18 protein-coding genes are annotated in these 20,237 nt (G+C 67.8%); 2 read left to right on the plus strand and 16 right to left on the minus strand.

The features are described 5' to 3' along the window. Positions 1 to 38: 38 nt before the first annotated feature. Positions 39 to 1,310, plus strand: a complete 1,272-nt coding sequence (locus ACFPOE_RS08200) for an NRAMP family divalent metal transporter (protein WP_376849596.1) — start codon at positions 39 to 41, stop codon at positions 1,308 to 1,310. Positions 1,311 to 1,361: 51 nt separating this feature from the next. Here the strand turns inward: ACFPOE_RS08200 and ftsH are convergent, their stop codons facing one another. Both ftsH and ACFPOE_RS08210 read right to left on the minus strand, forming a co-directional pair. Further along, on the minus strand, positions 1,362 to 3,278 hold the full coding sequence (ftsH, locus tag ACFPOE_RS08205) for an ATP-dependent zinc metalloprotease FtsH (protein WP_376849597.1): 1,917 nt from the start codon (positions 3,276 to 3,278) through the stop codon (positions 1,362 to 1,364). A 128-nt stretch (positions 3,279 to 3,406) separates the two neighbouring features. Then, positions 3,407 to 4,060, minus strand: a complete 654-nt coding sequence (locus ACFPOE_RS08210) for an RlmE family RNA methyltransferase (protein ID WP_376849598.1) — start codon at positions 4,058 to 4,060, stop codon at positions 3,407 to 3,409. Positions 4,061 to 4,177: 117 nt separating this feature from the next. On the opposite strand from ACFPOE_RS08210, the gene ACFPOE_RS08215 reads away from it, so the two are divergent. After that, on the plus strand, positions 4,178 to 4,660 hold the full coding sequence (locus ACFPOE_RS08215) for a YhbY family RNA-binding protein (RefSeq protein ID WP_376849599.1): 483 nt from the start codon (positions 4,178 to 4,180) through the stop codon (positions 4,658 to 4,660). Here the strand turns inward: ACFPOE_RS08215 and ACFPOE_RS08220 are convergent. The 14 genes from ACFPOE_RS08220 to rseP form a co-directional block, all read right to left on the minus strand. Continuing rightward, positions 4,638 to 5,081, minus strand: coding sequence for a DUF4149 domain-containing protein (locus ACFPOE_RS08220; protein ID WP_376849600.1), 444 nt, complete (start codon positions 5,079 to 5,081; stop codon positions 4,638 to 4,640). The two genes, ACFPOE_RS08215 and ACFPOE_RS08220, sit on opposite strands and share 23 nt — an antisense overlap. After that, positions 5,078 to 5,554, minus strand: a complete 477-nt coding sequence (gene greA / locus ACFPOE_RS08225) for a transcription elongation factor GreA (protein WP_376849601.1) — start codon at positions 5,552 to 5,554, stop codon at positions 5,078 to 5,080. The genes ACFPOE_RS08220 and greA overlap by 4 nt, the downstream gene beginning before the upstream one ends. A gap of 64 nt (positions 5,555 to 5,618) precedes the next feature. Next, positions 5,619 to 6,488, minus strand: a complete 870-nt coding sequence (locus ACFPOE_RS08230; RefSeq protein WP_376849602.1) for a Kdo hydroxylase family protein — start codon at positions 6,486 to 6,488, stop codon at positions 5,619 to 5,621. Between the two features lie 19 nt (positions 6,489 to 6,507). Further along, a complete protein-coding gene (carB, locus tag ACFPOE_RS08235; protein WP_376849603.1) occupies positions 6,508 to 9,744 on the minus strand; it encodes a carbamoyl-phosphate synthase large subunit in 3,237 nt (1,078 codons plus the stop codon). A 3-nt stretch (positions 9,745 to 9,747) separates the two neighbouring features. After that, positions 9,748 to 10,929, minus strand: coding sequence for a glutamine-hydrolyzing carbamoyl-phosphate synthase small subunit (gene carA, locus ACFPOE_RS08240; protein ID WP_376849604.1), 1,182 nt, complete (start codon positions 10,927 to 10,929; stop codon positions 9,748 to 9,750). Between the two features lie 238 nt (positions 10,930 to 11,167). Continuing rightward, complete coding sequence (locus tag ACFPOE_RS08245) at positions 11,168 to 11,944, minus strand: TrmH family RNA methyltransferase (RefSeq protein WP_376849605.1); 777 nt, start codon at positions 11,942 to 11,944, stop codon at positions 11,168 to 11,170. Next, positions 11,941 to 12,594, minus strand: coding sequence for a ribonuclease HII (gene rnhB, locus ACFPOE_RS08250; RefSeq protein WP_376849606.1), 654 nt, complete (start codon positions 12,592 to 12,594; stop codon positions 11,941 to 11,943). Before rnhB ends, ACFPOE_RS08245 begins: the two co-directional genes overlap by 4 nt. Beyond that, the gene (gene lpxB / locus ACFPOE_RS08255; protein WP_376849607.1) at positions 12,566 to 13,684 is read right to left on the minus strand and encodes a lipid-A-disaccharide synthase; all 1,119 of its coding nucleotides are present in this window, start codon (positions 13,682 to 13,684) and stop codon (positions 12,566 to 12,568) included. Before lpxB ends, rnhB begins: the two co-directional genes overlap by 29 nt. Before the next feature lie 96 nt (positions 13,685 to 13,780). Continuing rightward, positions 13,781 to 14,575 carry an acyl-ACP--UDP-N-acetylglucosamine O-acyltransferase gene (gene lpxA / locus ACFPOE_RS08260; RefSeq protein WP_376849608.1) on the minus strand — a complete coding sequence of 265 codons (795 nt, stop codon included), beginning with the start codon at positions 14,573 to 14,575 and terminating at the stop codon, positions 13,781 to 13,783. Positions 14,576 to 14,583: 8 nt separating this feature from the next. After that, complete coding sequence (gene fabZ, locus ACFPOE_RS08265) at positions 14,584 to 15,021, minus strand: 3-hydroxyacyl-ACP dehydratase FabZ (RefSeq protein ID WP_376849609.1); 438 nt, start codon at positions 15,019 to 15,021, stop codon at positions 14,584 to 14,586. Positions 15,022 to 15,026: 5 nt separating this feature from the next. Next, positions 15,027 to 15,992, minus strand: a complete 966-nt coding sequence (gene lpxD, locus ACFPOE_RS08270; RefSeq protein WP_376849610.1) for a UDP-3-O-(3-hydroxymyristoyl)glucosamine N-acyltransferase — start codon at positions 15,990 to 15,992, stop codon at positions 15,027 to 15,029. A 16-nt stretch (positions 15,993 to 16,008) separates the two neighbouring features. After that, positions 16,009 to 16,512 (minus strand): OmpH/Skp family outer membrane protein, encoded by a 504-nt coding sequence (locus ACFPOE_RS08275; RefSeq protein ID WP_376849611.1) that lies wholly within the window; start codon positions 16,510 to 16,512, stop codon positions 16,009 to 16,011. Then, complete coding sequence (bamA, locus tag ACFPOE_RS08280; protein WP_376849612.1) at positions 16,512 to 18,809, minus strand: outer membrane protein assembly factor BamA; 2,298 nt, start codon at positions 18,807 to 18,809, stop codon at positions 16,512 to 16,514. Before bamA ends, ACFPOE_RS08275 begins: the two co-directional genes overlap by 1 nt. Before the next feature lie 56 nt (positions 18,810 to 18,865). Next, positions 18,866 to 20,236 carry an RIP metalloprotease RseP gene (gene rseP, locus ACFPOE_RS08285; RefSeq protein WP_376849613.1) on the minus strand — a complete coding sequence of 457 codons (1,371 nt, stop codon included), beginning with the start codon at positions 20,234 to 20,236 and terminating at the stop codon, positions 18,866 to 18,868. Position 20,237: the final 1 nt, after the last annotated feature.

The following is a 20,237-nucleotide window of genomic DNA, read 5'->3' on the forward strand; positions in this document are numbered from 1 at the left end:
CTCCAATCCGGCCAGACTCCCCGAACACGGACATTTTCTTGCCAGCAGACACCATCGACGAACCGGAGCGCTCCTGGGTGCGCAAGCTCGGCCCCGGCCTGATCACCGGCGCCGCCGACGACGATCCCAGCGGCATCGCCACCTATTCCCAGGCCGGCGCCCAGTTCGGCCTGAGCATGCTGTGGACGGTGCTGCTCACCTGGCCGCTGATGGTGGCGATCCAGGTGGTCAGCGCCCGCATCGGCCGCGTCACCGGGCACGGCCTGGCCGGCAACATCCGGCGCCACTATCCGCGCTGGCTGCTCTATGGCGTGGTGCTGCTGCTGGTGGTGGCCAACACCATCAACATCGCCGCCGACGTCTCGGCCATGGGCGAGGCGGCCCGGCTGCTGGCCGGCGGGCCGGTCCATCTCTACACCCTGCTGTTCGGGACGGTCTCGCTGCTGCTGCAGGTGTTCGTCCCGTACACCCGCTACGTGCCCTGGCTGAAGTGGCTGACGCTGGCGCTGCTGGCGTATGTCGGCGTGGTGTTCACGGTCCAGATCCCGTGGGCGCAGGTGCTGGCCGCGACCTTCTGGCCGCACATCGCCTGGAACGCGCAATACGTCACCACGATGGTGGCGGTGTTCGGCACCACCATCAGCCCCTACCTGTTCTTCTGGCAGGCCTCGCAGGAAGTGGAGGAGCAGCAGGCCACGCCCGGCGCCCTGCCCCTGATCGAGGCGCCGAAGCAGGCGGGCGCCAGTTTCCGCCGCATCCAGGTGGACACCGTGATCGGGATGGCGTTTTCCAACCTGGTGGCGTTCTTCATCATCCTGACCACCGCCCTGACGCTGCACGCCCACGGCGTCACCGACATCCAGACCTCGGCCCAGGCCGCCTCGGCGCTCAAGCCCGTGGCCGGCCAGCTGGCCTTCGCCCTCTTCAGCCTGGGCATCATCGGCACCGGCTTTCTCGCCATCCCGGTGCTGGCCGGCTCGGCCGCCTATGCGATGGCAGGCGCCTTCCACTGGAAGCGCGGGCTGGAGCTGCCGCCCAGCCGCGCCAAGGGCTTCTATTCGATCATCGCCCTGTCCACCGTGATCGGCATGGCGCTGGGCTTCACCGGCATCGACCCGATCAAGGCGCTGTTCTGGAGCGCGGTGATGAACGGCGTGATCGCCGTGCCGATCATGGCGGTGATGATGCTGATGGCCAGCAACCGCAAGGTGATGGGCGATTTCGTCGTCAGCACCCGGCTGCGCTGGCTGGGCTGGGCCGGCACCGCCCTGATGGCGATTGCGGTCGCGGCGATGCTGGTGACCATGTAGCGCCCATGAAAAAAGGGGCCGCGAGGCCCCTTGTTGTCGCCGGCAGGCCGCTCAGGCCGCCGTCGGCGCCGGCTCCGGCGCCACCGTGCTGCCGCCGGAGCCGCCGCCGCTGCCCGACGGAGGCGTGCGCGGCGTCCAGTCCTTGGGCGGGCGCGGCTCCTTGCCGGCCATGATGTCGTCCAGCTGCTCGCTGTCGATGGTTTCCCATTCCAGCAGCGCCTTGGCCATCGCGTGCATCTTGTCCTTGTTGTCCTCGATCAGGCGACGGGCCAGGTTGTACTGCTCGTCGATGATGCGGCGCACCTCGGCGTCCACCTTCTGCATGGTCTGCTCGCTCATGTTGGTGGTCTTGGTCACCGAGCGGCCCAGGAACACTTCGCCCTCGTTCTCGGCGTACACCATCGGGCCCAGGGCATCCGTCATGCCGTAGCGCATCACCATGTCGCGGGCCAGCTGGGTGGCGCGCTCGAAGTCATTGGACGCGCCGGTGGTCATCTGGTTCATGAACACTTCCTCGGCGATCCGGCCGCCGAACAGCATGCTGATCTGGTTCAGCATGTATTCGCTGTCGTAGCTGTAGCGGTCCTGGGCCGGCAGGCTCATGGTCACGCCCAGCGCGCGGCCGCGCGGGATGATGGTGACCTTGTGCACCGGGTCGGTCTTGGGCAGCAGCTTGCCGATCAGCGCGTGGCCGGACTCGTGGTACGCGGTGTTGCGGCGCTCTTCTTCCGGCATCACCATGGACTTGCGCTCGGGGCCCATGAAGATCTTGTCCTTGGCCTTCTCGAAGTCCTGCATCTCGACGACGCGGGCATTGCGGCGGGCGGCCATCAGGGCGGCTTCGTTGCACAGGTTGGCCAGGTCGGCGCCGGACATGCCGGGCGTGCCACGGGCGATCACACTGGCGTTCACGTCCTGGCCGATCGGCACCTTGCGCATGTGCACGTTCAGGATCTGCTCGCGGCCGCGGATGTCCGGCAGCTGCACGTAGACCTGGCGGTCGAAGCGGCCCGGACGCAGCAGGGCGGCGTCCAGGATGTCCGGGCGGTTGGTGGCCGCGACCACGATCACGCCCAGGTTGGTCTCGAAGCCGTCCATCTCGACCAGCATCTGGTTGAGGGTCTGCTCGCGCTCGTCGTTGCCGCCGCCCAGGCCGGCGCCACGCTGGCGGCCGACGGCGTCGATTTCGTCGATGAAGATGATGCAGGGCGCGTTCTTCTTGGCGTTCTCGAACATGTCGCGCACGCGGGCCGCGCCCACGCCGACGAACATCTCGACGAAGTCCGAACCGGAGATCGAGAAGAACGGCACCTTGGCTTCACCCGCGATGCCCTTGGCCAGCAGCGTCTTGCCGGTGCCCGGGGGGCCGACCAGCAGCAGGCCGCGCGGAATGCGCCCGCCCAGCTTCTGGAATTTCTGCGGGTCCTTCAGGAAATCCACGACTTCCTTGACTTCTTCCTTGGCCTCGTCGCAGCCGGCGACATCCGCGAACGTCACGGTGTTGTTGTTCTCGTCGAGCATCCGGGCCTTGCTCTTGCCGAAGCTGAAGGCCCCGCCCTTGCCGCCGCCCTGCATCTGGCGCATGAAGTAGATCCAGACGCCGATCAGCAGCAGCATCGGTCCCCAGCTGACCAGCAGCGTCATCAGCAGCGAGCCCTCTTCGCGCGGCTTGACGTCGAACTTCACGCCGTTGTTGATCAGGTCGCCGACCAGGCCGCGGTCCAGGTAGGTGGCGGTGGTGCGGACCTTGCGGTCGTCATTGGTGACGGCGATGATCTCGGTGCCGCCCTGCCCTTCCTGGATGATCGCGTTCTTGATCCGCTTGCCGCGCACCTCTTCCAGGAAGTCCGAGTAGCCCATCACGCTGGCGCCGGCGGCGCCGCGGGTGTCGAACTGCTTGAAGACCGTGAAGAGCACGAGGGCGATCACCAGCCACACGGCAATTTTAGAAAACCACTGATTGTTCAACGTCTGTCTCCGGGGAGGGTACTCGAGCTACTTGCGCCCCATTCTAGGCGTTTCAAGCTATGCAATGATGTATTTTGGCGACGCCGCCCCCCGGAAACGCAGGGACATCTTGACGAATGTCACAGGCTTTACCTCGGCGCCTTCAGCCCCATGCCCACGAGGAATGTCTCGGAGGATTTGTCGCGCGACGCCTTCGGTTTGATCGGCTTGACCACCTTGAAGGTCTCCTTGAAGAGCTTGACAAGCTGGCTGTAGCCGCTGCCGTGGAACAGCTTGACCACCAGCGCCCCCTGCGGCTTCATGTGCGCCAGCGAAAAGTCCACCGCCAGTTCCACCAGGTGGGAGATCCGTGCCATGTCGGCCGAGTCGATGCCCGACAGGTTGGGCGCCATGTCCGAGACCACCATGTCCGCCTTGCGCCCGGCCAGCAGCGCCTCCAGCTGGGCCAGCGGGCCGGGTTCGGTGAAGTCGCCCTGCAGGAACTGCACGCCCTCCACCGGCTCCATCGGCAGGATGTCGATCGCCAGGATGGTGCCGTTGAGTTCGCCCTGGGCGGCGCCCCTGGGCGACAGCTTGCGGCGCAGGTACTGGCTCCAGGCGCCCGGCGCCGAGCCCAGGTCCACCACCAGCTGGCCGGGCTTGATCAGGCCCAGCGTCTCGTCGATCTCCTTGAGCTTGTAGGCCGCCCGGGCCCGATAGCCCTCCTTCTGGGCCTGCTTCACGTAGGGGTCGTTGACGTGGTCGTTGATCCACGCGCGGTTGACTTTGCTGCTCTTTTTCATCTGGATGCCGATTCTGGGCCAAGACGGATGCCGGACGCAGAGGACGCAGAAGTGACGCACTTCTGCGTCCTCTGCGTCCGGCTGTCCGCTCCCGGCTCCAGGCGGGATAATCCCCCCATGCCCCAAATCCAACTGACAGTGCAACAGCGCAAAGTCCACCGCGCCGAAGCCCACCATCTCGACCCGGTCGTGATGATCGGCAACGACGGCCTCACGGACAACGTGCGCAAGGAAATCGACGCCGCGCTGAGCGCCCACGGGCTGATCAAGGTCCGCGTCCACGGCGACGACCGGGTGCAGCGCGAGGCCATGTACCAGTCGCTCGCCGACGACCTGGGCGCTGCGCCGATCCAGCACATCGGCAAGCTGCTGGTGCTGTGGCGGCCCAAGCCGCCCAAGGCCAAGGCGGCCAGCGACGACGAGGACCGGATGCCGGGCCCGCGCGAGTTCAAGGTGCTCAAGTACAGCAAGCAGGCCGGCCAGCGACCGGAAGTCAAGACGCTGCGGGTGCTGGGCAACCAGCGGCTGACGCCGGGCGGCCAGGTGCGGCGCGCCAAGGCGCCCAAGCAGAAGTCGATCAAGAAGGGCCGGCAGACCTGAGGCGGCTGCCCAGCTTCCACAGCGTCACTCCGGCGCACACCCATTGCAGCAGGTACATCCCGCTGCCGACTGCGTGCCACAGCGGCAGGTTGTCGCGCGCGACGATCCGCGGCGCCACCGCGAATTCGGACAGCAGCGCCAGCAGCATGCCGCCGGCGATGAAGGCCATGGCGCCGCCGCCCCAGTCGATCCTGGCTTCGGAATCCCGGCCCCGTGCGATGGCCAGCAGCAGGATGCCGCAGCCCAGCGCGATCCAGGTCTGGGCCGCGAACAGCCGGGCCGCCATGTTGCCGGCGATGGCCGGCGTGGGCAGGTGGGTGAAGAGCAGCGGCACGGTGACGAACCCCGTGACCGTCAGGCTGCCCCACCACAGCGCCGCCGCCAGCAGCGCGAGACCGGACGGCAGGCGCTGCAGGCTCACACGTAGCTCACTGCCACGATTTCGTAGCGCTTGAGGCCGCCGGGCGCCTGCACTTCGGCGGTGTCGCCCACTTCCTTGCCGATCAGGGCGCGGGCGATCGGGCTGGAGATGTTGACCAGGCCCTTTTTCAGGTCGGCCTCGTCCTCGCCGACGATCTGGTAGGTCACCTTCTCGCCCGATTCCTCCTCTTCCAGCTGCACCGTGGCGCCGAACACGACCCGGCCCTCGGCATCCACCGCCGACGGGTCGATGATCTGCGCCGCCGACAGCTTGCTCTCCACCTCCTGGATCCGGCCTTCGATGAAGCCCTGCCGGTCCTTGGCCGCTTCGTATTCGGCGTTTTCCGACAGGTCGCCCTGGGCGCGCGCCTCGGCGATGGCGTTGATCACCCAGGGCCGCTGCACGGTCTTGAGTTCATGCAGTTCGGCCTTGAGCTTTTCCGCGCCGCGCTTGGTGATGGGAATGGTCGCCATGTCTGAAGTCTTCAAAAAAAGGAAAGGCCGGACAGCGTCGTCCGGCCGGGAATTCTGGCCGCCGCTAGATCAGCGGATGGCCCGCGAGGCGGGTCAGGATCGCGAGCGGGCTCGCTTCCCGATTGTATTGGCTGGCCACCGGCAGGTGGAACGTGCGCTCGATCATGTGCTGGCCGGACATCGCCGCGTGCACCGTCTGGTCGGAAAAGCAGACCCAGGTGCTGCCCGGGGGGAACTCCATGGTCTGCTGCGGCGCCTCCGCCTGGTAGCCGGCGTCGGCCTTCATCAGGTCGTGCAGCTGCAGCATCAGGTGGTCGTATTCGCTGCGCAGCGACTTGGTCACGCCCAGCGCCCGCAGCAGCCGGGCCTGCAGCGGCGAATAGCGCCGCGCGACCGGCAGGAAGCGGCGCGCCACGTCGCCGAACGGCTCGCCGATCCGCCAGACCCGCGGCTGGCCGTGCGGGTTGATGTTGGAGAACACGCGCAGGATGCGCTCGCCGCGGTTGGGCCGCGACGGAAACGCATCGACGTGCAGGCGGCGGTCGTCGGCGCGCCACGACTGCCTGCGGTTGGAGACGCCCACCGGACGCAGGCTGGTCGGCGCCAGCCGCAGCTGGCCCTGGTACTTGGGAAAGAGCGTGTGCACCAGCTGCAGGGACTGCGCGGCAAAGCGCTCTATCAGGGCCCGGGCCTGCGCCTGCACCGGCGCCTCGCCGGCCACGCCCTTGAGCTGGCCGGCGGCGTCCAGGCTGATGTTGCGCACGCCCGGCTGCAGCAGCGCCGGGCCGAGCAGCGCCTGCTCGCCCGGCGACAGCGCAAAGGAAAGCCGCGGGAAATACAGCACCTGGCCGTCCTCCACCGCCTCGATCCAGGCCGGGTCGGAGCCGGGCGCGGCCCAGTCGGCGCTCTCGAGCGTGAGGAGCCGGGTTTGCACGGTCAGCTCCCCTGCCCCTTCAGGCTGCGCGCAGCTGCGCGTGCAGCTCCTGCAGCGAGACGACGCCCAGGTTGTCCATGTGCTTCATGCCTTCCACCGCCGCTTCGGCGCCGAAGATGGTGGTGAAGGTGGTGACGCGCGCCAGCAGGGCCGACGTGCGGATCTGGCGCGAGTCGGTGATCGCGTTGCGGCGTTCCTCGACCGTGTTGATGACCAGCGCGATCTCGTTGTTCTTGATCATGTCGACGATGTGCGGCCGGCCCTCGGTGACCTTGTTGACCATCACGCAGGCAATGCCGGCGGCGCAGATCGCTGCCGCCGTGCCCTTGGTCGCCACCAGGTCGAAGCCCATGTCGGCCAGCTGGCGCGCGACCTCGATCGCGCGCGGCTTGTCGTTGTTCTTCACGCTCAGGAACACCTTCCTGACCGCGTCGGTCGGCCGCGGCAGCTTGGTGCCGGCGCCGACCTGGCTCTTGACGAAGGCCTCGCCGAAGGTCTTGCCCACGCCCATCACCTCGCCGGTGGACTTCATCTCCGGGCCCAGGATGGTGTCCACGCCAGGGAACTTGACGAAGGGGAACACCGCCTCCTTGACGCTGAAGTACGGCGGGTTCACCTCCTCGGTGATGCCCTGCGAGGCCAGGCTCTGGCCGACCATGCAGCGCGCCGCCACCTTGGCCAGCTGCACGCCGGTCGCCTTGGACACGTACGGCACGGTGCGCGAGGCGCGGGGATTGACCTCCAGCACGAAGATCACGTCCTTGCCGTCCTTCTCCTGGATCGCGAACTGCACGTTCATCAGCCCGATCACGTTCAGGCCCTTGGCCATCAGTGCGGTCTGGCGCTTCATTTCGTCGATCGTTTCCTTGCTCAGCGAATACGGCGGCAGCGAACAGGCCGAGTCGCCCGAGTGGACGCCGGCCTGCTCGATGTGCTCCATCACGCCGCCGATGAAGGTGGCCGTGCCGTCCGAGATGCAGTCCACGTCGCATTCCACCGCGTCGTTCAGGAACCGGTCCAGCAGCACCGGCGAGTCGTTGGAGACCTTCACTGCCTCGCGCATGTAGCGCTCCAGGTCGCGCTGCTCGTGGACGATCTCCATCGCCCGGCCGCCCAGCACGTAGCTGGGGCGCACCACCAGCGGATAGCCCAGCGCGGCCGCCTTCTCCAGGGCCTCCGCCTCGGTGCGCGCCGTCGCATTCGGCGGCTGGCGCAGCCCCAGTTCGTGCAGCAGCTTCTGGAAGCGCTCGCGGTCTTCCGCGGCGTCGATCATGTCGGGCGAGGTGCCGATGATGGGCACGCCTTCCGCCTCCAGGTCCAGCGCGAGCTTCAGCGGCGTCTGGCCGCCGTACTGGACGATCACGCCCAGCGGCTTCTCCCTGTCGACGATCTCCAGCACGTCTTCCAGCGTCACCGGCTCGAAGTACAGGCGGTCGGAGGTGTCGTAATCGGTGGAGACGGTCTCCGGATTGCAGTTGACCATGATGGTCTCGTAGCCGTCTTCGCGCATGGCGAGGGCCGCGTGCACGCAGCAGTAATCGAACTCGATGCCCTGGCCGATCCGGTTGGGCCCGCCGCCCAGCACCATGATCTTCTTGCGGTCGGTCGGCTCCGATTCGTCCTCTTCCTCGTAGGTCGAGTACATGTAGGCGGTGTTGGTCGAGAACTCCGCGGCGCAGGTGTCCACCCGCTTGTAGACCGGCCGCACGCCCAGCGCGCGCCGCTTCTCGCGGATCACCTTGTCGGTGGTCTTGAGCTGCCTGGCCAGCCGGCGGTCGGAGAAGCCCTTCTGCTTGAGCAGCAGCAGGGTGGCCTTGTCGACCTGGTCCAGCGACATCTTCTCCAGCTCGAGCTCGATCTTGACGATCTCCTCGATCTGCACCAGGAACCACTTGTCGATCTTGGTCAGGTCGTAGACCTCGTCGACCGACAGGCCCATTGCGAAGGCGTCGCCGACGTACCAGATCCGCTCGGGACCGGGCGCGCCCAGTTCCTTTTCCAGCACCTCGCGGTCCTGGGTTTTCTCGTTCAGGCCGTCGACGCCCACTTCCAGCCCGCGCAGCGCCTTCTGGAACGATTCCTGGAAGGTGCGGCCCATCGCCATCACCTCGCCCACCGACTTCATCTGGGTGGTCAGGCGCGAATCGGCCTGCGGGAATTTCTCGAAGGCGAAACGCGGGATCTTGGTGACCACGTAGTCGATGCTGGGCTCGAACGACGCGGGGGTTGCGCCGCCGGTGATCTCGTTGCGCAGTTCGTCCAGCGTGTAGCCGACGGCCAGCTTGGCCGCGACCTTGGCGATCGGAAAACCGGTGGCCTTGGACGCCAGCGCGGACGACCGCGAGACGCGCGGGTTCATCTCGATCACGATCATCCGGCCGTCCACCGGATTGATCGAGAACTGCACGTTCGAGCCGCCGGTGTCGACGCCGATCTCGCGCAGCACCGCGATCGAGGCGTTGCGCATGATCTGGTACTCCTTGTCCGTCAGGGTCTGCGCCGGCGCGACCGTGATCGAGTCGCCGGTGTGCACGCCCATCGGGTCCAGGTTCTCGATCGAGCAGATGATGATGCAGTTGTCCGCCTTGTCGCGCACCACTTCCATCTCGAACTCTTTCCATCCCAGCAGCGATTCCTCGATCAGCAGTTCGCTGGTCGGCGAGGCTTCCAGGCCGCGCTTGCAGATGGTCTCGAACTCCTCGGAGTTGTAGGCGATGCCGCCGCCGGTGCCGCCGAGCGTGAAGCTGGGGCGGATCACGGTGGGAAAGCCCACGGTCTTCTGCACCGACCAGGCCTCGTCCATGTTGTGGGCGATGCCCGAGCGCGCCGAGCCCAGGCCGATGCGCGTCATCGCCTCCTTGAACTTCAGGCGGTCCTCGGCCTTGTCGATCGCTTCCGGCGTGGCGCCGATCAGCTCGCACTTGTACTTGTGCAGCACGCCGTGGTGCCACAGGTCCAGCGCGCAATTGAGCGCGGTCTGCCCGCCCATGGTCGGCAGGATGGCGTCCGGCCTTTCCTTGGCGATGATCTTTTCCACCGTCTGCCAGGTGATCGGCTCGATGTAGGTGACGTCGGCGGTGGCCGGGTCCGTCATGATCGTCGCCGGGTTGCTGTTGATCAGGATGACCTTGTAGCCCTCCTCGCGCAGCGCCTTGCAGGCCTGCACGCCGGAGTAGTCGAATTCGCAGGCCTGGCCGATGACGATCGGGCCGGCGCCGATGATGAGGATGCTCTTGAGGTCTTGGCGTTTAGGCATGGCTTACTTCTTCTTGTCTGCTGCGGCCTGGTCCATCAACCCGGTGAAGCGGTCGAACAGGTAGCCGATGTCGTGCGGTCCGGGCGAGGCTTCCGGATGGCCCTGGAAGCAGAATGCGGGCTTGTCAGTGCGCGCCAGGCCCTGCAGCGTGCCGTCGAACAGCGAGATGTGCGTCGGCCGCAGGTTGGCCGGCAGCGTCTTTTCGTCGACCGCGAAGCCGTGGTTCTGGCTGGTGATGCTGACGCGGTTGTTGTCCAGGTCCTTGACCGGGTGGTTGGCGCCATGGTGGCCGAACTTCATCTTGAAGGTCTTCGCCCCGGAGGCCAGCGCCATGATCTGGTGGCCCAGGCAGATGCCGAAGGTGGGATAGCCAGCCTCGATCAGGTCGCGGGTCGCCTCGATCGCGTAGTCGCAGGGCTCCGGGTCGCCCGGGCCGTTGCTCAGGAACACGCCGTCCGGCTCCATCGCCTTGACCTGCGCCGCCGTGGTCTGGGCCGGCACCACCGTCACGCGGCAGCCGCGCTCGGCCAGCATGCGCAGGATGTTGTTCTTGACGCCGTAGTCGAAGGCGACCACGTGGTACCTGGGGGTCTGCAGCTGGCCGTAGCCCTCGCCCAGCGCCCATTCGGTCTGGGTCCAGTCGTAGGGCTGGCGCACCGACACCTCCTTGGCCAGGTCGAGGCCGGCCATCGAGGGCGTGGCGCGGGCCGCGGCCACCGCCTTGTCCACCAGCGCCGGGGTGATTTCCGTGCCGGCGGCCAGCGCCAGGATGGCGCCGCCCTGGGCGCCCTTGGTGCGCAGGATGCGGGTCAGCTTGCGGGTGTCGATGTTGGCGATCGCCACCGTGTTCTCGCGCACCAGGTACTGGTGCAGCGTCATGTGCGAGCGGAAGTTGGACGCCACCAGCGGCAGGTCGCGGATCACGAGGCCGGCAGCGTGGACCTTGGCGGCCTCGATGTCTTCCTCGTTGACGCCGTAGTTGCCGATGTGCGGATAGGTGAGCGTCACGATCTGGCCGCGGTAGCTCGGGTCGGTGAGGATTTCCTGGTAACCGGTGATCGCCGTGTTGAACACGACTTCGCCGGTGGTGGTGCCGGTGGCGCCGATCGAAATGCCAAGAAAGACCGTGCCGTCTGCGAGCGCCAGGATGGCGGGAGGGGCGGTTCCCTGTTGAGACAAGAGCACTGGGTTCTCCGGATGATTACGGGTACGCCCAAACGCGCTCAAGAGCGGGCTCTTGATTGCTTCTTTTGTCAGGGAGAGGCTGGAGTGCGCTAGGCGTACGGGGGTTTGCGGGAAAGCCCTTGATTATAACCGGCCGAGCTGCCGGCCTGCCCACCGCCCGGACTGAAAACCCTTCTGCGGCTTCTGCGCCCCTTTGCCCCCTCTGCGTTCAAAAACACCGTCCCTGCCGCGGACCCACTCAGGCGTGGGACGTGGCGCTGGCGTGCAGGCAGATGGCAGCGGCGCAGGAGACGTTGAGCGACTCCTCGCCTCCGGGCTGGGCGATGCGCACGGCCAGGCTGGCGCGCGAGCCGACCTCGTCGCCGACGCCCTGCCCTTCGTGGCCCAGGGCCCAGGCGCAGGGCCACGGCAGCCCGGCCTGGTGCAGGAATTCGCCGTGGTGGGAGCTGGTCACCAGGATCGGCACCGCCAGCGCGTCCAGCGCCGCTGGCTCCAGCGACTCCAGCAGCCGCAGGCCGAAGTGCGCGCCCATGCCGGCGCGCAGCACCTTGGGACTCCACAGCGCCGCCGTGCCCTTCAGGGCGATCACCTGCCGGAAGCCGAAGGCGCCGGCGCTGCGCAGGATGGCGCCGACGTTGCCGGCGTCCTGCACCCGGTCCAGGATGACGCTGGCGGCCAGCGGATCCAGCGCCGGCGCGGCCGGCAGGTCGATGGCGAAGGCCATGGTGGCCGGCGACTCCAGGCCGCTGATGCCGGCGAACAGCGCATCCGCCACCAGCACGGTCTTGGCGGCGGCCGTCGCCCACTCAGTGCGGGCCTGCGGCCAGGCCGATTCGGCGAACACCGCCAGCGCCGGCCGGACGCCCCTGGCCAGGGCGGCGCGGCACAGGTGGTCGCCCTCGATCCAGACCCGCTGCTGCTTGCGGTAGGCCGTGCTGTCCTGCGCCAGCCGCCGCAGCTCCTTGAGCAGCGGGTTCTCGCGCGAGCTGATCAGCTGCGGGTCGGGAGAGCTCACGACGCGCGCAGTTCGATCAGCTGACCGTCCGGCGTCATGAAGGTGGCGGCCACCGGCCCGAAGAACTTGCGGTGGTGGCGGCAGGCGCCGTGCACGCGCAGCGCTTCCAGGTGCTCGGGCGTGCCGTAGCCCTTGTGGGCGGCGAAACCGTAATGCGGGAACTCCTCGTCCAGCTGCTGGCACAGGCGGTCGCGGTGCACCTTGGCCAGGATGGAGGCGGCGGAGATCGACTTGATCTTGGCGTCGCCGCCGATCACCGCTTCGGCCAGCACGTCGATGGTGGGCAGGCGGTTGCCGTCCACCAGCACCTTGGCCGGCTTGAGCCGCAGGCCTTCGACCGCGCGCTTCATCGCCAGCATGGTGGCGTGCAGGATGTTCAGTTCGTCGATCTCCTCGACCGAGGCCTGCGCCACCGAGCAGCACAGCGCCTTTTCGCGGATCAGGTCGTACAGCTTGTCGCGTTGCAGCGGAGTCAGGATCTTGGAGTCCGCCAGCCCGCGGATGCGCTTGCCGTCGTCCAGGATCACCGCGGCGGCGACCACCGGACCGGCCAGCGGGCCGCGCCCGGCCTCGTCGACGCCCGCCATCAGGCCGACGGGGTCCCACGCGAGCTTCTTCTGCTCAGGTCCGGATAACTTTTTCGATGGCATCGGTGGCTAGCGCGCGGGTGTCGCGCCGCAGCTCGTGCTGCAGCGCCTGGAATCGGTGTTGTACGGCGCTGATTCTCGCAGGAGCGGCCAGCCAATCCAAGACCGCCCGCGAGAGTTTTTCCGGCGTGGCGTCCTCCTGCAACAATTCCGGCACCACGAACTCGCCGCACAGGATGTTGGGCAGGCCGATCCACGGCTGCAGGTGCTGGCGCCGCATCAGCCTGGCGGTCAGCCAGCTCACCGCGTAGCCGATCACCATCGGCCGCTTGAACAGCGCGGCTTCCAGGGTGGCGGTGCCGCTGGCGATCAGCGTGACGTCGCAGGCGGCCAGCGCGGTATGCGACTGCCCATCGAGCACCTGCAGTCCGTCGGCCAGGCCGGCAGCCCGCGCCGCCTGCTCGATGGCCGCCTTCAGGCCGGGCGCGGCCGGCGTGACGAAGCGCACGCCCGGGCGGGCCTGCCGGATCTGCAGCGCGGCGGCGAAGAAGCGCGGCGCCATGTAGTGGATCTCCGAGCGCCGGCTGCCCGGCAGGATCGCGACCACCTCGTCGCCGTCCGCCAGGCCCAGCGCCCGGCGCGCGCCCGCCTTGTCGGCCTCCAGCGGAATCACGCTGGCCAGCGGATGGCCGACGTAGGTGGCGGCGATCCCGTGCTGCTGCAACAGCGCCGGCTCGAAGGGAAAGAGGCACAACACGTGGTCGCAGGCCTGCCGCATCTTTTCCACCCGCTGCGGCCGCCAGGCCCAGATCGACGGGCAGACGAAGTGGATGGTGGGAATGCCCCGCTGCCGCAACGCCGCTTCCAGGTCGAGGTTGAAATCCGGCGCATCGACGCCGATGAAGGCGCTGGGCGGCTCGCGCAGCAGGCGCTCGCGCAACTGGCTGCGGATGCCGACGATCTCGCGGTAATGGCGCAGCACCTCCACGTAGCCGCGGACGGCCAGCTTGTCCTGCGGCCACCAGGCCTGGAAGCCGCGCGCCGCCATCTGCGGCCCGCCGATGCCGTGGGCCTGCAGCTGCGGCCAGCGCTGCTTCATGCCATCGAGCAGCAGCCCCGCCAGCAGGTCGCCGGACGCCTCGCCCGCGACCATTGCAAATGTTGCCCCCACGCTTGTCACTTCGTGTCCTGCGCTGCCCCCGAGGGGGCTTTCGCGCCTTGGGGCGGCCCGGCGGCGCTCACCGCGGCGTCATCGCACGATGCCGCGCTGGGGCGAGACCCTGGCCAGGAAGTCCAGCATCAGAGCGACGTCGGGGGCGGCCTCGGGCGTCTCGCGCGCCAGGGCGGCGATGCGCTCGCGCGACTGCTCCAGCGTCAGGCCGTCACGGTAAAGCGCCTTGTGCATGGCCTTGACGGCGGCGATCCGCTCGGCCGAGAAGCCGCGCCGGCGCAGGCCCTCGTAGTTCATCGAGCGGGCCTGGGCCGGCTGGCCCTGGCTCATGACGAAGGGCGGCTGGTCCGCCAGCAGCACCGCGTTCATCGCCGACATCGCGTGGGCGCCGATGCGCACGAACTGGTGCACGATGGTGAAGCCGCCCAGGATCACCCAGTCGCCCACCTCCACGTGGCCGGCCAGCTGCGAATTGTTGGCGAAGATGGTCTGGTTGCCCACCTTGCAGTCGTGCGCCAGGTGCACGTAGGCCATCAGCCAGTTGTCGTCGCCGACGCTGGTCACGCCGCCGCCGCCGGGCGAACCGATGTTGAAGGTGGAGAACTCGCGGATGGTGTTGCGGTTGCCGATCACCAGCTCGCACGGCTCGCCGGCGTACTTCTTGTCTTGCGGGATCGCGCCGAGCGAATTGAACTGGAAGATGCGGTTGTCGCGGCCGATGGTGGTGCGGCCCTCGATCACGCAGTGCGGGCCGACGGTGGTGCCGGCGCCGATCTTCACGTGCGGGCCGATCAGGGTGTAGGGGCCGATGCTGACGGAATCATCGATCTGCGCGCCGGGGTCCACGATCGCCGTGGGGTGGATCAGAGCCATGGCCCGGCTCAGGCGATGGTCCGCATGGTGCACATCAGCTCGGCTTCGCAAGCCACTTCGGTGCCGACACGGGTGATGCCCTTGAACTTGTAGATGCCGGACTTGGCCCGCTCCAGCGTCACGTCCATGATCAGCTGGTCGCCCGGCTCCACCGGCCGCTTGAAGCGCGCGCCGTCGATGCCGGCGAAGTAATAGATGCTCTTCTCGTCGGGCCGGGCGTCCATCATGTGGAACGACAGCAGGGCGGCGGCCTGCGCCATCGCCTCCAGCATCAGCACGCCGGGCATCACCGGCCGGCGCGGAAAGTGGCCGGTGAAGAAGGGCTCGTTGATCGTGACGTTCTTGAGCGCCTTGATGCTCTTGCCCTTGTCGATCGAAAGCACGCGGTCCACCATCAGGAACGGATAGCGGTGCGGCAGCAGGGTGAGGATTTCGTGGATGTCCATCGTGGCTATTTCTTCTCCAGGGCCTTGAGGCGTTCGCGCAGGCCGTGCAGCTGCTTGAGCGTCGCCGCATTTTTTTCCCAGGCTGCATTGTCGTCGATGGGAAAGAATCCGGTGTAGTGGCCGGGCCGCGAGATCGAGCGGGTGACGTTGGACAGCGCCGAAATGTGCACGTTGTCGGCGATCGTGAGGTGGCCCAGGATGCCGGCGCCGCCGCCGATGGTGCAATGCGCGCCGATGGTGGCGCTGCCGGCCACGCCGACGCAGCCGGCGATGGCCGTGTGGCGGCCGATGCGCACGTTGTGGCCGATCTGGATCAGGTTGTCCAGCTTGACGCCGTCCTCGATCACCGTGTCGGCCAGGGCGCCGCGGTCGATGCAGGTGTTGGCGCCGATCTCCACGTCGTTGCCGATGCGCACCGCGCCGAGCTGCTCGATCTTTTCCCAGGCGCCGGCGTTGGGCGCGAAGCCGAAGCCGTCGGCCCCGATCACGACGCCCGGATGCAGCACGCAGCGCTCGCCGACGACGCAGTTCTCGCCCACCGTCACGCGCGGCGCCAGCCGCGTCCCCGCGCCGATGCGCGCGCCGCGTTCGATCACGCACAGGGCGCCGATGCTGGCGGCCGGATCGATCACCGCCGCGGCATCGATCACCGCGCTGGGATGGATGGCCGGACCGGCCGGCGGCGCCGACTGCTTCTTCCACAGCTGGGTCAGCCGGGCGAAATAAAGATAGGGGTCCGGGGCGACGATGCAGGCGCCGCGGGCCTGCGCGGCGGCCAGCATCGAGGGCGCCACGATGACGCAGCCCGCGCGCGAGGCCGCCAGTTGCGGCTGGTAGCGCGGATTGCTCAGGAAGGACAGCTGGCCGGGCCCGGCCTGCTCCAGCGGGGCCAGGCCTTCGACCAGCAGGGCCGGGTCGCCGTGAAGCTCCCCGCCCAGGGCTGCAACGATAGCGGCTAGACGCAGCGCCACGTTGTGCCGGCCAGCATCACTTGGACGCGTTCAGCGCCTTGATCACCTTGTCAGTGATGTCGTGCTTGGGATTGATGTAGACGGCTTCCTGCAGCACCACGTCGTACTTCTCGGCCTCGGCGACCTGCTTGACCACCTTGTTGGCGCGCTCCAGCACCTGCTGCAGCTCCTCGTTCTTGCGGGCGTTGAGGTCTTCCTGGAACTCGCGGCGCTTGCGCTGGAATTCGCGGTCCTGGTCCACCAGCTGCTTCTGGCGCTGGGCGCGCTGCGCCTCCGACAGCGTCGGCGCCTCGCGCTCGAACTTGTCCGAGAGCGACTTGAGGTTGTTGCCGATGTCGTTGAGTTCCTTCTCGCGGCGCGAGAATTCCTGCTCCAGCTTGGCCTGCGCCGCCTTGGCGGTGTTCGCCTCCCTGAAGATCCGGTCGGTGTTGACGAAGCCGACACGGAATTCGTCGGCGTGCGCCGCGAAGGCCACCAGGCCCACGAGGACCAGCAGCCATTGACGGAGAAGATGCTTCATTAGAAAGACGTTCCGATCTGGAATTGCAATTTCTGGATTCTATCGCCAGCGAACTTGCGAATGGGGTGGGCCACCGCGAGACGCAAGGGGCCGATCGGCGAGATCCAGCTGACGCCGAAGCCCACGGACGAGCGGAAAGTCGACAGCGTGACCTTTTCGTTCTCGCCGTACACGTTGCCGGCGTCGACGAAACCGAACAGCCGCAGCGACTTGTCGTTGCCGGCGCCGGGGAACGGCGTGAGCACCTCGGCATTGAGCGTGAACTTCTTGGGGCCGCCGATCACCGAACCGGTGACGTCCCGCGGCCCCAGCGTGCCCTGCTCGAAGCCGCGCACCGAACCGAGGCCGCCGGAATAGAAGTTCTTGAACACCGGATACGGCAGCCCGGACAGCCCCTTGCCCCAGCCGGCTTCGCCGTTGAGCGCCAGGGTGAACTGCTTGCTCAGCGGGACGTACTGCTGGACCTGGTAATTGGCGCGCAGGTAGCGCGCGTCGCCGGCGATGCCCCACTCCGTGCCCAGCCGCTGGAAGCGGCCGCTGGTGGGGGCCAGCGCGCTGTCGCGGTCGTCCCGTGCCCAGCCGACCGTCAGCGGCAGCGCCTGGCTGGTGAAGCCCACGCGCGCAGCGTAGGCCAGATAGGCCGCCGGGATGTTGGTGCCCGGCTTGATCTGCGTGCGCTCCAGCCCGGCGCCGAAGAACACCGTGTCCACTTCGCTGAACGGGACGCCGAAGCGCACGCTGGCGCCGGTGGTCACCAGCTCGTAGTTGCCGCCCTGGTCTTCGTAGGGTTTGGAACTGCGGTAATAGGCGTCCAGCGTGCGCGAGATGCCATCCGGCGTGAAGTACGGGTTCACCGTGCTCAACGACAGCGTTCGGTTGTACTTGCTGGTGTTGACTTCGACGCCCAGGTAGTTGCCGGTGCCGAAGGCGTTTTCCTGCTTGACGCTGAACGACAGCGCCAGCTTCTCGGCGCTGGAAAAGCCCGCGCCCACCTGCAGGCTGCCGGTGGGCTTCTCCACCACCGAGACGTTCAGGTCCACCTGGTCGGGCGCGCCCGGCACGTCGCTGGTCTCGACGTTGACTTCCTTGAAGTAGCCGAGCCGGTCGATGCGGTCGCGCGACAGCTTGATCCGGTCGCCGTCGTACCACGACGATTCGAACTGGCGGAACTCGCGCCGGATGACTTCGTCGCGGGTGCGGTTGTTGCCGCCGATGTTGATGCGGCGCACGTAGGCGCGGCGCGACGGGTCCGCCACGATCACGAAGGCCACGCGGTTGTTGACGCGGTCCACTTCCGGGCGCGCCTCCACCTGGGCGAAGGCATAGCCGAAGCGGCCGAAGTAATCGGTGAAGGCCTTGGTCGTCTGCGCCACCTGGTCCGCGTTGTACGGCTCGCCGGGGCGGATCGTCACCAGCGTCTTGAATTCGTCCTGCTTGCCCAGGTAGTTGCCTTCCAGCCTGACGCCGGAGACGGCGAAGCGCTCGCCTTCGCTCACGTTGACCGTGATCGAGATGGTCTGCTTGTCGGGCGAGATCGCCACCTGGGTCGAATCGATGCGGAATTCGAGGAAGCCGCGCGACAGGTAATACGAGCGCAGCGTTTCCAGGTCGGCATTGAGCTTGGTGCGCGAGTAGCGGTCCGACTTCGTGTAGAAGCTCAGCATGCCGCCGGTGTCCAGGTCGAACAGGCCCTTGAGCGTCGATTCGCTGAAGGCCTTGTTGCCGACGATGTGGATTTCCTTGATCTTGGCGGGCTCGCCTTCGGTCACGGTGAAGGTCAGGTTGACGCGGTTGCGCTCGATCGGCGTCACCGTGGTCACCACCTCCGCGCCGTACAGGCTCTTGTTGATGTACTGGCGCTTGAGCTCCTGCTCGGCGCGGTCGGCCAGGCTCTGGTCGTAGGGCCGGCCCTCGGTCAGGCCGATCTCGCGCAGCGCCTTCTTCAGGGCGTCCTTGTCGAACTCACGGGCGCCGACGAACTCCACGTCGGCCACCGTCGGCCGCTCCTCGACGATCACCACCAGCACGTCGCCCACCGTCTCCAGCCGCACGTCCTTGAACAGGCCGAGCGCGAACAGCGCACGGATGGCGGCCAGGCCTTTCTCGTCGTTGTACTGCTCGCCGACCCGGAACGGCAGCGAGGCGAACACCGTGCCCGGCTCCACCCGCTGCAGGCCCTCGACCCGGATGTCCTTGACCGTGAACGGGTCTACTGCCCACGCCGCATTGGCCACGAAGGCCAGGGCCACCACTGCCGACAGGGAACGCACGCGAAAGCGCTGGAATTGTTTTTTCATGAATCAGCTTGGCCCGCACCATCGTTCGGTGGGACGGTTTTGTTGGACCGGGTAAATTAACCGAAGAGACGGGTCACGTCGTTGAACAGCGCGATCGACATCATCACCAGCAACACCGCCACGCCGCCGCGCTGGAGGCGCTCCATCCAGGCATCGGAGACACTCTTGCCCGTGACTCCCTCCCAAAGATAATACATCAGGTGCCCGCCATCGAGGACGGGCAGCGGCAGCAGGTTCAGCACGCCGAGGCTGACGCTGATCAGGGCGAGGAACACGAGGTACTGCGTCAGCCCCAGGCTGGCGGACTTGCCCGCGTAGTCGGCGATGGTCAGCGGCCCGCTCAGGTTCTTCAGCGAGGCCTGGCCGATCACCATGCGGCCCATCATGCGCAGCGTCAGCACCGACACCTCCCAGGTCCGCTCCGCGCCCTTGGACAGGCCGTCGAGCGGGCCGTAGCGCACGGTGACGAAGGCCGGCGGCGCGCCGACGAAAGCGCCGATGCGGCCCACCGACGCCGCGCCTTCGCGCACCGGCTGCGGCGCCACCGGCAGCTCCAGCACCCGCTCGCCGCGCTGCAGCCGCCACGCAGCGCTGACCGCCCGGGTGCCGTCGACGCTGGCGCGGATCACCTCGCGCAGCTGCTGGCCGTCCACCACCGGTTTGCCGCCGACCGCCAGCACCAGGTCGCCCTTGCGCAGGCCGGCCTTCGCGCCGGCACCGCCCGCCACCACCTCGCCGATCACCGGCGGCGTGTACGGCCCGAGGATGCCGATCTTGCGAAACAGCTGGGCGTCGGCGTCGCTGGCCTGCAGTCCGCTCAGCGGCAGCAGCACGTCGCGGCCGCCGCCCTGGCGGGCGCTCACCAGCAGCCGCACGTCGTGGCCGTCCAGCGCGCCGCGGGTCAGCAGCCAGCGCAGCTCCTCGAACGAGTCCACGCTGTGCAGCGGCTCGCCCTCGAAGCCGGCTTGCGTCACGGTTTCCCCGCCCTGCAATCCGGCCTGCTGGGCGATCGATCCCGCCACCGGGCTGGCCAGGATCGGCTTGGGTTCCTGCACGCCGTACCAGTTGACCGCCGAATACAGCAGCACGGCCAGCAGCAGGTTGGCCAGCGGGCCGGCGGCGACGATCGCCGCCCGCGAGCGCAGCGGCTGGGTGTTGAAGGCCAGATGCCGCTCGTGCGGCGCGACCGGCCCTTCGCGCTCGTCGAGCATCTTGACGTAGCCGCCGACCGGGAAGGCGCCGATCACGAATTCGGTCGACTGCCCGGGCCGCTGCTTCTTCGGCTGCCAGCGGTAAAGCGCCTTGCCGAACCCGACCGAGAAGCGCAGCACCTTCACGCCGCAGGCCACCGCCACGCGGTAATGCCCGTATTCGTGGACGGCGATCAGCAGCCCCAGGGCAACGACGAAAGCGAGGATGGTCAGCATC

The sequence above is a fragment of the Caenimonas terrae genome, assembly GCF_042655405.1.
Taxonomy (GTDB): domain Bacteria; phylum Pseudomonadota; class Gammaproteobacteria; order Burkholderiales; family Burkholderiaceae_C; genus Ramlibacter; species Ramlibacter terrae_A.

What these genes read in the sequence shown, in the direction of transcription:
- ACFPOE_RS08210 (WP_376849598.1), bottom strand. Translation starts at nt 4,060, where the DNA reads ATGAAAAAGAGCAGCAAAGTCAACCGCGCGTGGATCAACGACCACGTC.
- ACFPOE_RS08215 (WP_376849599.1), top strand. Translation starts at nt 4,178, where the DNA reads ATGCCCCAAATCCAACTGACAGTGCAACAGCGCAAAGTCCACCGCGCC.
- greA (WP_376849601.1), bottom strand. Translation starts at nt 5,554, where the DNA reads ATGGCGACCATTCCCATCACCAAGCGCGGCGCGGAAAAGCTCAAGGCC.
- carB (WP_376849603.1), bottom strand. Translation starts at nt 9,744, where the DNA reads ATGCCTAAACGCCAAGACCTCAAGAGCATCCTCATCATCGGCGCCGGC.
- rnhB (WP_376849606.1), bottom strand. Translation starts at nt 12,594, where the DNA reads ATGCCATCGAAAAAGTTATCCGGACCTGAGCAGAAGAAGCTCGCGTGG.
- lpxB (WP_376849607.1), bottom strand. Translation starts at nt 13,684, where the DNA reads ATGGTCGCGGGCGAGGCGTCCGGCGACCTGCTGGCGGGGCTGCTGCTC.
- lpxA (WP_376849608.1), bottom strand. Translation starts at nt 14,575, where the DNA reads ATGGCTCTGATCCACCCCACGGCGATCGTGGACCCCGGCGCGCAGATC.
- fabZ (WP_376849609.1), bottom strand. Translation starts at nt 15,021, where the DNA reads ATGGACATCCACGAAATCCTCACCCTGCTGCCGCACCGCTATCCGTTC.
- ACFPOE_RS08275 (WP_376849611.1), bottom strand. Translation starts at nt 16,512, where the DNA reads ATGAAGCATCTTCTCCGTCAATGGCTGCTGGTCCTCGTGGGCCTGGTG.
- bamA (WP_376849612.1), bottom strand. Translation starts at nt 18,809, where the DNA reads ATGAAAAAACAATTCCAGCGCTTTCGCGTGCGTTCCCTGTCGGCAGTG.
- rseP (WP_376849613.1), bottom strand. Translation starts at nt 20,236, where the DNA reads ATGCTGACCATCCTCGCTTTCGTCGTTGCCCTGGGGCTGCTGATCGCC.